Consider the following 717-nt stretch of genomic DNA (forward strand, 5'->3'; position numbering starts at 1 on the left):
AGAAACAACAGAAGCGAATGCAGAACAGCAAGCTCCTGAAGCGCCAGCAGCAGACGACGCGGAAGAGGGCTCAGAAGACTAATCTTCTCCTTCATCGCTAAATATGAAAGCCGAGCAAAATGCTCGGCTTTTTTGTATCTTCATCAACGCAATCTCTCAACCAAACCAGTACACTAAGCTTATGTTTACTCACGGGTATCGCTATGTCTTTATGGTTCTTCATTGTCATCACTTTGATGGGGCTTTTTATCGTCGTTTTGTCACTTAGCGCTTCTAAAGTTAAGCCTACGCAGTGGTTTGGCTTTTGTTTGATGGTGTTAGCACTCACTAGCGCTGGCTACTTGTTGTTGAAGCAAACCCCACCGCAACCTATCCAAGCGGAGATAGCTCGAATTATGACCTCGCGAGACATCATGGATGAAATACAGCAACAGTTAAAACAAGAGCCTAATAACGATGAGCTTTGGTTTCAGTTAGGTCAAGGTTATCTGTTGGAGGGAGAATTTGATGCCGCGTTGATTTGTTTCGACTACACACTCCAACTCACTGACAACGTAACCGCGATGCAACTTGCCGCTAAGGCGACAACATTATACTACCTGCATAAACAAGCGATGACTGATGAAGTCAGTTTACTATTAGAACAGGCGTTGCAACTTGAACCTTATAATGAAGCCGCATTGTCGTTGATAGCGAACGATCACTTCATTTCTTTCC

Annotated in this window: 1 protein-coding gene; it reads left to right on the forward strand. The window is 44.2% G+C overall.

From position 1 onward, the window contains the following. Positions 1–203 precede the first annotated feature (203 nt). The coding region (locus R7044_RS25410) for a tetratricopeptide repeat protein (RefSeq protein WP_225456020.1) at positions 204–717 on the forward strand (514 nt) is incomplete at its 3' end.

The sequence above is a fragment of the Vibrio sp. 1402 genome (assembly GCF_033340275.1).